7 protein-coding genes, 1 tRNA gene and 1 other RNA gene are annotated in these 6,580 nt (G+C 41.8%); 2 read left to right on the top strand and 7 right to left on the bottom strand.

Annotated elements, in window-relative coordinates:
* The 5 genes from ACWB0I_RS02365 to ACWB0I_RS02345 form a co-directional block, all read right to left on the bottom strand.
* On the bottom strand, nucleotides 1–383 hold a 383-nt coding region (locus tag ACWB0I_RS02365), incomplete at its 3' end, for a type I restriction endonuclease (RefSeq protein ID WP_479386428.1).
* A 173-nt stretch (nucleotides 384–556) separates the two neighbouring features.
* Complete coding sequence (locus ACWB0I_RS02360) at nucleotides 557–793, bottom strand: hypothetical protein (RefSeq protein WP_479386427.1); 237 nt, start codon at nucleotides 791–793, stop codon at nucleotides 557–559.
* Between the two features lie 34 nt (nucleotides 794–827).
* On the bottom strand, nucleotides 828–1,676 hold the full coding sequence (locus ACWB0I_RS02355) for a rhomboid family intramembrane serine protease (RefSeq protein ID WP_479386426.1): 849 nt from the start codon (nucleotides 1,674–1,676) through the stop codon (nucleotides 828–830).
* A 173-nt stretch (nucleotides 1,677–1,849) separates the two neighbouring features.
* Nucleotides 1,850–3,280 (bottom strand): proline--tRNA ligase, encoded by a 1,431-nt coding sequence (gene proS / locus ACWB0I_RS02350; RefSeq protein WP_479386425.1) that lies wholly within the window; start codon nucleotides 3,278–3,280, stop codon nucleotides 1,850–1,852.
* A 146-nt stretch (nucleotides 3,281–3,426) separates the two neighbouring features.
* Nucleotides 3,427–3,503 (bottom strand) — tRNA-Arg (locus ACWB0I_RS02345).
* Between the two features lie 459 nt (nucleotides 3,504–3,962).
* Here ACWB0I_RS02345 and ffs point away from each other — a divergent pair.
* Nucleotides 3,963–4,061: signal recognition particle sRNA small type (ffs, locus tag ACWB0I_RS02340), an RNA gene on the top strand.
* Nucleotides 4,062–4,097: 36 nt separating this feature from the next.
* Nucleotides 4,098–5,663, top strand: a complete 1,566-nt coding sequence (gene dnaX / locus ACWB0I_RS02335) for a DNA polymerase III subunit gamma/tau (RefSeq protein WP_479386424.1) — start codon at nucleotides 4,098–4,100, stop codon at nucleotides 5,661–5,663.
* 201 nt (nucleotides 5,664–5,864) lie between these two features.
* Here dnaX and ACWB0I_RS02330 read toward each other — a convergent pair whose 3' ends face one another.
* A complete protein-coding gene (locus tag ACWB0I_RS02330) occupies nucleotides 5,865–6,308 on the bottom strand; it encodes a hypothetical protein (RefSeq protein WP_479386423.1) in 444 nt (147 codons plus the stop codon).
* Between the two features lie 8 nt (nucleotides 6,309–6,316).
* Nucleotides 6,317–6,580 (bottom strand): type III-B CRISPR module RAMP protein Cmr6 (cmr6, locus tag ACWB0I_RS02325; RefSeq protein ID WP_479386422.1); only part of this gene is annotated, 264 nt, incomplete at its 5' end.

Below are 6,580 nucleotides of genomic sequence, written 5' to 3'. Positions count from 1 at the left end.
AAGGCAAAAACCGGCCGGGAGCGAGGCCTGGGATCGCGGAGGTCCGTAAAACGTGTAACTTCGCCGGTGCTCTCATAAACAAAAGGTAGTGGATCATTGTCCACATATTTTAATTTGCTTTTAGCGTAAAATTCTGCCTGTTCTTCATGCACCGTAAGGCGATGCCCCTCTTCTTCACGTTTGGCTTCTATAATACCAATTGATTTACTATTGACAAATAAAACATAATCGGCCGGGCCGTGAGCTGTTCGATATTCTCTGACTGCAATACCGGTTGACTCTGCAAAATTAATTTTGTCCCTGTCCTGAATCGACCATCCGCACTTTTTCAGTAATATATCGATATTTTCTCTGGCTTTTTGCTCGGGCGTCTGGTAACCCACCATACATTCCTCAATAACAAAGAATAAGGTTAAAAGAATCAACCATTAATATTTCTTTTTAAACAAAATAATATTCGATCAAATCAAAAACAAACTAAAATATGGCGGGCGCACAAACAAAAAAATCCGCCCGGAGGACGGATTTTTTGCTATTATGAGAACGGGATGCTTAATTAATATTCATCTTCATTGTAATAATCTTCATTAGACGTGAAGGCAGTGGAGTTGTACTTCTTATCCTTTTCGCAAAAATCAAAAAACTCGCAGTCCTGACAATCAAAATCTTCACAAGTCACCATGTCTTCACAGGTTCCATTCAAATCCAGGGTAATCGATTCTTTGTAACACAGAGAATCATGATTGTAGTGACAATCACTGCAGCCACATGTAAGATTCTCATGATAACTCATAGGTTCACCTCCTTCGATAAAAGAAAGTATTTATCTAATGATAATTTTCTTTGTCATGTTCCCGAAGGTAATTACTACCTTCTTCCAGAAGTTGTTTTTCTTCTTCGGTTAAATTCAGATATCCCACGCGATTGATTTTATCCAGCAACTCATCGATCACCTTACGGTAATATTCGATTTTTTCGGCTTCGCTCCCTTTACCCCCAGGATAATATTTCATCCCGTCTTTTTTCCTGGAAAGATTCATTTGTTTAAAATAGGCTTTCAATTTGTAGAACAGATACCAATACTTTAAATACACATAACCGATTACAATACCTCCCAGATGGGCTGCATGGGCAATGCCATCACCGTACGATCCAAACGTTGAGAAGAAGGCCACTAAAAACAAAAAGGTCATAAAATATTTTATCTTGACCGGAAACAAAAAATAAATGTAAATATAGCGATCCGGATAGCGTAAAGCGTAAGCCAGCATAATTCCGTACACGGCTCCTGAAGCGCCAATGGTCGGACTGGCCGATAAGATAATGTTCAGAATCCCGGCGCCAATCCCGGTAATAAAGTAGTATTTTAAAAATTCCCTGGTTCCCCATTCATTTTCCAGTTCGGCGCCAAACATCCATAAAAAGAGCATATTGAAAAATACATGCATGAATCCCGATGGATCATGCAAAAACATGTATGTTGCCAATTGCCAGATTTTGAAATGATAGAAAACATCAATGCGGTTGAGGGCAAATTGATCCAGCAAAAAATAGCGCAGGCTGCCATTCAAAACCATAATTAACCAGACGATTCCATTGGCAAACATCAAATTTTTTACAGCCGGAGGCAACATGCCGCCCGACCGGAAACGGTAATATGAACCACTATCGTACATAACTTCTTCTTCTTTTAATCGACCTCAAATGAGTAACGACCACCTGATTTAAAAGTTTCGTCCTGTGCAGCCATCGCTGCTTTTCTGGCCTTTGATCATGCGTGTTCGTTAAACGATTGCCTGTCCATTATGTATCATAAGGCATGAACAGCCAAAATGCAAACATTTCTGATTTAATAGGCCTTGGCAAAGATGACCCGGCCTTCGGATTCTTTACCGCAAACGATGCATTGGCCTTTTTCGCGCCGGCGGTCAAAAGGAATATTACGGATGGTAGCTTTGGTATCGGCTTTAATTTTCGCTTCACACTCTGCATCGCCGCACCAATGACTATTCAGAAAACCGCCCTCGCTTTCAATAATTTTCTGGAATGTGGCGTAATCATCTACACTATGGGTATTTTCCTGTTGAAAGCGCCGCGCTTTTTCCAGCATTTCTTTTTGCATTAAATCCAGTGTCTGTCGAACGGTTTGCAGCAGGCCTTCTTTTGCCACAAATTCCTTTTTCAGGGTATCCCGGCGCACCATGACCATGCCATTTTTAGCAACGTCGCGGGGACCAATTTCCAGACGCAGAGGAATGCCCTGCAGCTCCCACTCCGCAAATTTGTAACCGGGTTTAAATTGTTCCCGATCATCCACAATAACACGATATGCTTTACTTAATTCAGTGCGCACCTCACTGGCATAAGCCAGAACCTGCTTCTTCTCCTCTTCGCCCCGCCAGATGGGCACAATAACGATCTGCTTCTGGGCAACTTTAGGCGGAATTACAACTCCGTTATCATCCCCGTGGGTCATTATCAGCGCGCCGATTAAACGTGTACTGACGCCCCAGGAAGTGGCCCAGACATATTGCAGTTGCCCGTCCTTGTCCTGGAATTTAACATCAAAGGCTTTGGCAAAATTCTGTCCCAAATTGTGGGAAGTACCCGCCTGCAAGGCCTTTTTATCCTGCATCATGGCTTCGATGGAATAGGTGTGCAAAGCCCCGGCAAACTTTTCTGCATCGGACTTTTTACCGGCGATCACCGGAATAGCCAGGAACTCCTCCACAAAAGTTTTATAAATATTCAAAATCAATCTGGTTTCTTCTTCCGCCTCTTCATAGGTGGCATGAGCTGTGTGCCCTTCCTGCCACAAAAATTCAGAGGTGCGCAGGAAAAGCCGTGTACGCAATTCCCAGCGCAGAACATTAGCCCACTGATTAATTAGGATCGGTAAATCGCGATAACTCATAATCCATTTTTTGTACATACTCCAGATAATCGTCTCTGAAGTGGGACGTATGTAAAGCGGTTCTTCCAACTGTTCGCCGCCACCGATCGTCACCACGGCACATTCCGGTGAAAAGCCTTCCACATGCTCTGCTTCGCGATGCATAAAACTTTCAGGAATCAATAACGGGAAATAGGCATTTTCGTGCCCGGTTTCTTTAAACATGCGATCTAAATTTTGCTGAATCATTTCCCAGATGGCGTAACCATTGGGTCGAATGACCATAGCCCCTTTAACCGGAGAATAATCGGCTAATTTGGCTTGCAGAATCACATCCGTGTACCAGCGCGAATAATCAACGTTTCTTGGTGTAATTTTTTCAGCCATGACTTCTTTTACAGTCTCCTATTTTTATTTCTGATGAATTCTATTAGTAAGGATTGTACAGGATGCGTACAACTTCATTCTGGTGGCAAATTTTGATTTTTGAATTGCCCAACCATTCCATCCGGTATTGTAATTTTTCAATTTCATGGTGCGCCTGGAGGGGCTCGAACCCCCAACCTTTGGAACCGGAATCCAACGCTCTATCCAATTGAGCTACAGGCGCAACTTGAGTGGACGCAAATTTATTTTATCTTTACCATAAAGTCAAGCAAAATTTGGATTTTTTTTAAATTTCCTTTCTCCCTTTTTAAAAATGGATAAAATTCTGTTTTGAACCAATGAAAGAAAAGCCATTTACGGACCGCTTGCCAGCTATTGACCAATAGAAGAAAGCCTGAAACCAACATCCAAATCAGCAAAGCCACGATGGCACAAAAAAGCATTAATTGATTAAAAATTAATTCTTTGTAACCTTTGCTGCTTTTTAAAGGTTGCAGCTCTGCTGTTTTGATCTTTTGAGAGATGTTTTCTTGACAGATGGGAAATCTGTTTTTTGCTACTAACCGTAGCTTGACAATATCATGTAAACTAACTAAATTAAGTTTTTAAAAAAATATAGAGCTCAGCCTGGTGGCCTGATTTTTGAATCAGTTTTGCGGTTCGACTCCGCATAGCTCTGCTTTGCCAGGTCCCGCGCAATAGGGCGGCACCGAACCCCGTCAGGTCCGGAAGGAAGCAGCGGTAAGTGCTAATCCTATGTGCCGCGGGTCACCTGGCAATTTTTCAAGAAATCGTTTATTTTAAAATCGGTTAAAACATGTCTTACGTTGTAATAGCACGCAGATATCGTCCTCAGACCTTTGAAGAAGTCATCGGACAGGAACATGTTTCCAAAACATTAGCCAATGCCATCTCCAATGGGCGGATTGCTCATGCTTACATTTTTTCCGGACCGCGTGGCGTAGGTAAAACCACTACGGCCCGTATTCTAGCTAAGGCGGTAAATTGCGAAAAAGGCCCAACTCCCCATCCCTGTAATAGCTGTCCCTCCTGTCAGGCTATTACACAGGGCAATGCTCTGGACGTTTATGAGATTGACGGCGCTTCGAATCGGGGTATTGATGAAATTCGCAATTTGCGCGAAAAAATCCGATTTGCCCCTTCCATGGGGAAATATCGCGTTTACATCATCGACGAAGTGCACATGCTGACCAAGGAAGCCTTTAATGCGCTGTTAAAAACTCTGGAGGAACCGCCCGAACACGTGATTTTCATTTTTGCCACTACGGAAATTCATCGCGTCCCTCCTACCATTCTTTCCAGATGCCAGCGTTTTGATTTTCGGCGTATGCCCGTAAAAACCATCATGGAACATTTGAAGAAAATTTGTCAGGCGGAAAACATTACCATCGATGATGACGCTTTGCTGCAAATCGCCAAAAAGGCTGATGGCTCCATGCGCGATTCTCAAAGTATTCTCGATCAGCTGATCTCGTTCGCCGGGAATACGATCACTTTTGAACATGTTATCCAGGCCCTGGGCGTGATTCACCAGGATGAATTTTTCACTCTGACCGATTTTATCCGTAATGGCGATGTAAAAAATATCATTTTAACAGCCGATCGAATTTTCCAAACGGGCTATGATCTCAATGAATTTTTACTGGGGCTGGAAGAACACTTTCGGAATATTCTGGTTTTAAAGGCCACCGGTTCCAGTCAGCTGCTTGACACCAGCGAGGTTTATCTGGAGAAGTTACAAAACCTGGCTCAGGAAATTTCTGAAAATGATTTGATCGGTTATTTAAAGAGTCTCGGCGAAACGATTAATGCCGTTAAAAGTAGTCAGCAACCACAATTGAAGTTTGAGTTAGGGCTGATCAAACTGGCCCGTATGCCCCGTACAGCGCAAATTGAGCAAATTCTGGACAACTTGAATCTACTAAAAAAAAAAGCAACTGACACCATAGCTCGCGATCAGACAACCCCTTACAACACTACAGAGCAGGCTGAACCTGTGCTTGATTTGAAGCAGATTCAGGAACGTTGGTCTGGTTTTGTCCAACAGATTGCCCAGGATCGCCCATCCATCGCTTCGGTTTTACAGAAATCCAGTTTTGTGCGTTTTGCGGACAATAAATTGGAGCTAAGTTTGGGCAATGGAGGGAATATTATTCAGGGTAGTCGCTACTGGCTTGAGAATCATCTATCCAGTTATTTTCAAACCACTATTCGCCTGGATATGAAGATAGAACACCTGGCCTCAAAAAACAGCGCTCAGGAAGAAAAAGCTTTGACTAAAGATGAGATCATGCAACAAATCCAGGCCAAATCACCCCTATTGCGCAAATTGGTTGAAGAGTTTGATCTGGAAGTGATGTAGGGGGGGGAGTTGTAAGCCAAAATATCAAGATAATATTTTCGAACTTTTAATGCCTATTTTGGGGCTTTTGATGAAAACCGAATATGGTTCAATAAATTACGAATTCCTGAAAACATTCGTATGGCTTTTTCTAAAAAGCTCTAGTGTGATTAATGTGGGTAAAGATTTAATTTTAGCAGAAATTAATAAACTTTTATTGTGTTAAATCTTTTCAAATAAATGAAATAAAATTTTATAGATAACAAACAAAGAAAATAGAATAATAATCGTTTTGAACCCCAGTAAAATAACATTAGCCCAAATAATATTTATTTGCAATGTTACATCTATTATTTTCTCCATATCGTAATTGTTTTGAAACAAAGCAGGCTTCCAGAATAGTAATAAACCTGCTGGTAACAGAGCGGCTGCAATACAAGCAATAGCCAAAATCCATTTTCGTATATTTCCGTACTTCAATTGATTTATCTTGTATTTAATCTCTTCGTTTTTGAGTTGTTCCTGATGGTTTTTCAATGGCTGATCTTTTTCTGTTATGTACTTCTCTTTCTCCCATCGTATTTTCAGAATTTTTAATTGAAGTTCTTCTTGTTCGAGTTCCTTCTTAAGTTGTTGTATTTCGTCGCTGTTTTTTTGCGTTTCCATTTCTCCCCTCATGCTTTAAAATAACCATAGCCGGTGGCTGTTTTGGCCCCAAAGCCGTAATTTTCCCCGGCGTCTTTGATCAGCGCCGTTAATTTGCTCTCCAGATCGCTATCGGTATCTTCCAATAAACGGAACATAAACAAAAACTCCGTTCCTTTAGGTACGGTTAAAAAATATTGCGGAATGGGATTGTAAATATCCGCCGGCGGCGTTCTCCCCTGATCGGTGTAATATTTCTGATAGTGGGGCGTGATGACGTCCACTTCCAGGCC

Source organism: Caldithrix sp. (assembly GCF_056497305.1).
The sequence above is the reverse complement of the archived record's forward strand: the minus strand, read 5'-3'. Positions and strand labels throughout refer to the sequence as shown.

What these genes read in the sequence shown, in the direction of transcription:
- ACWB0I_RS02360 (WP_479386427.1), bottom strand. Translation starts at nt 793, where the DNA reads ATGAGTTATCATGAGAATCTTACATGTGGCTGCAGTGATTGTCACTAC.
- ACWB0I_RS02355 (WP_479386426.1), bottom strand. Translation starts at nt 1,676, where the DNA reads ATGTACGATAGTGGTTCATATTACCGTTTCCGGTCGGGCGGCATGTTG.
- proS (WP_479386425.1), bottom strand. Translation starts at nt 3,280, where the DNA reads ATGGCTGAAAAAATTACACCAAGAAACGTTGATTATTCGCGCTGGTAC.
- dnaX (WP_479386424.1), top strand. Translation starts at nt 4,098, where the DNA reads ATGTCTTACGTTGTAATAGCACGCAGATATCGTCCTCAGACCTTTGAA.
- ACWB0I_RS02330 (WP_479386423.1), bottom strand. Translation starts at nt 6,308, where the DNA reads ATGGAAACGCAAAAAAACAGCGACGAAATACAACAACTTAAGAAGGAA.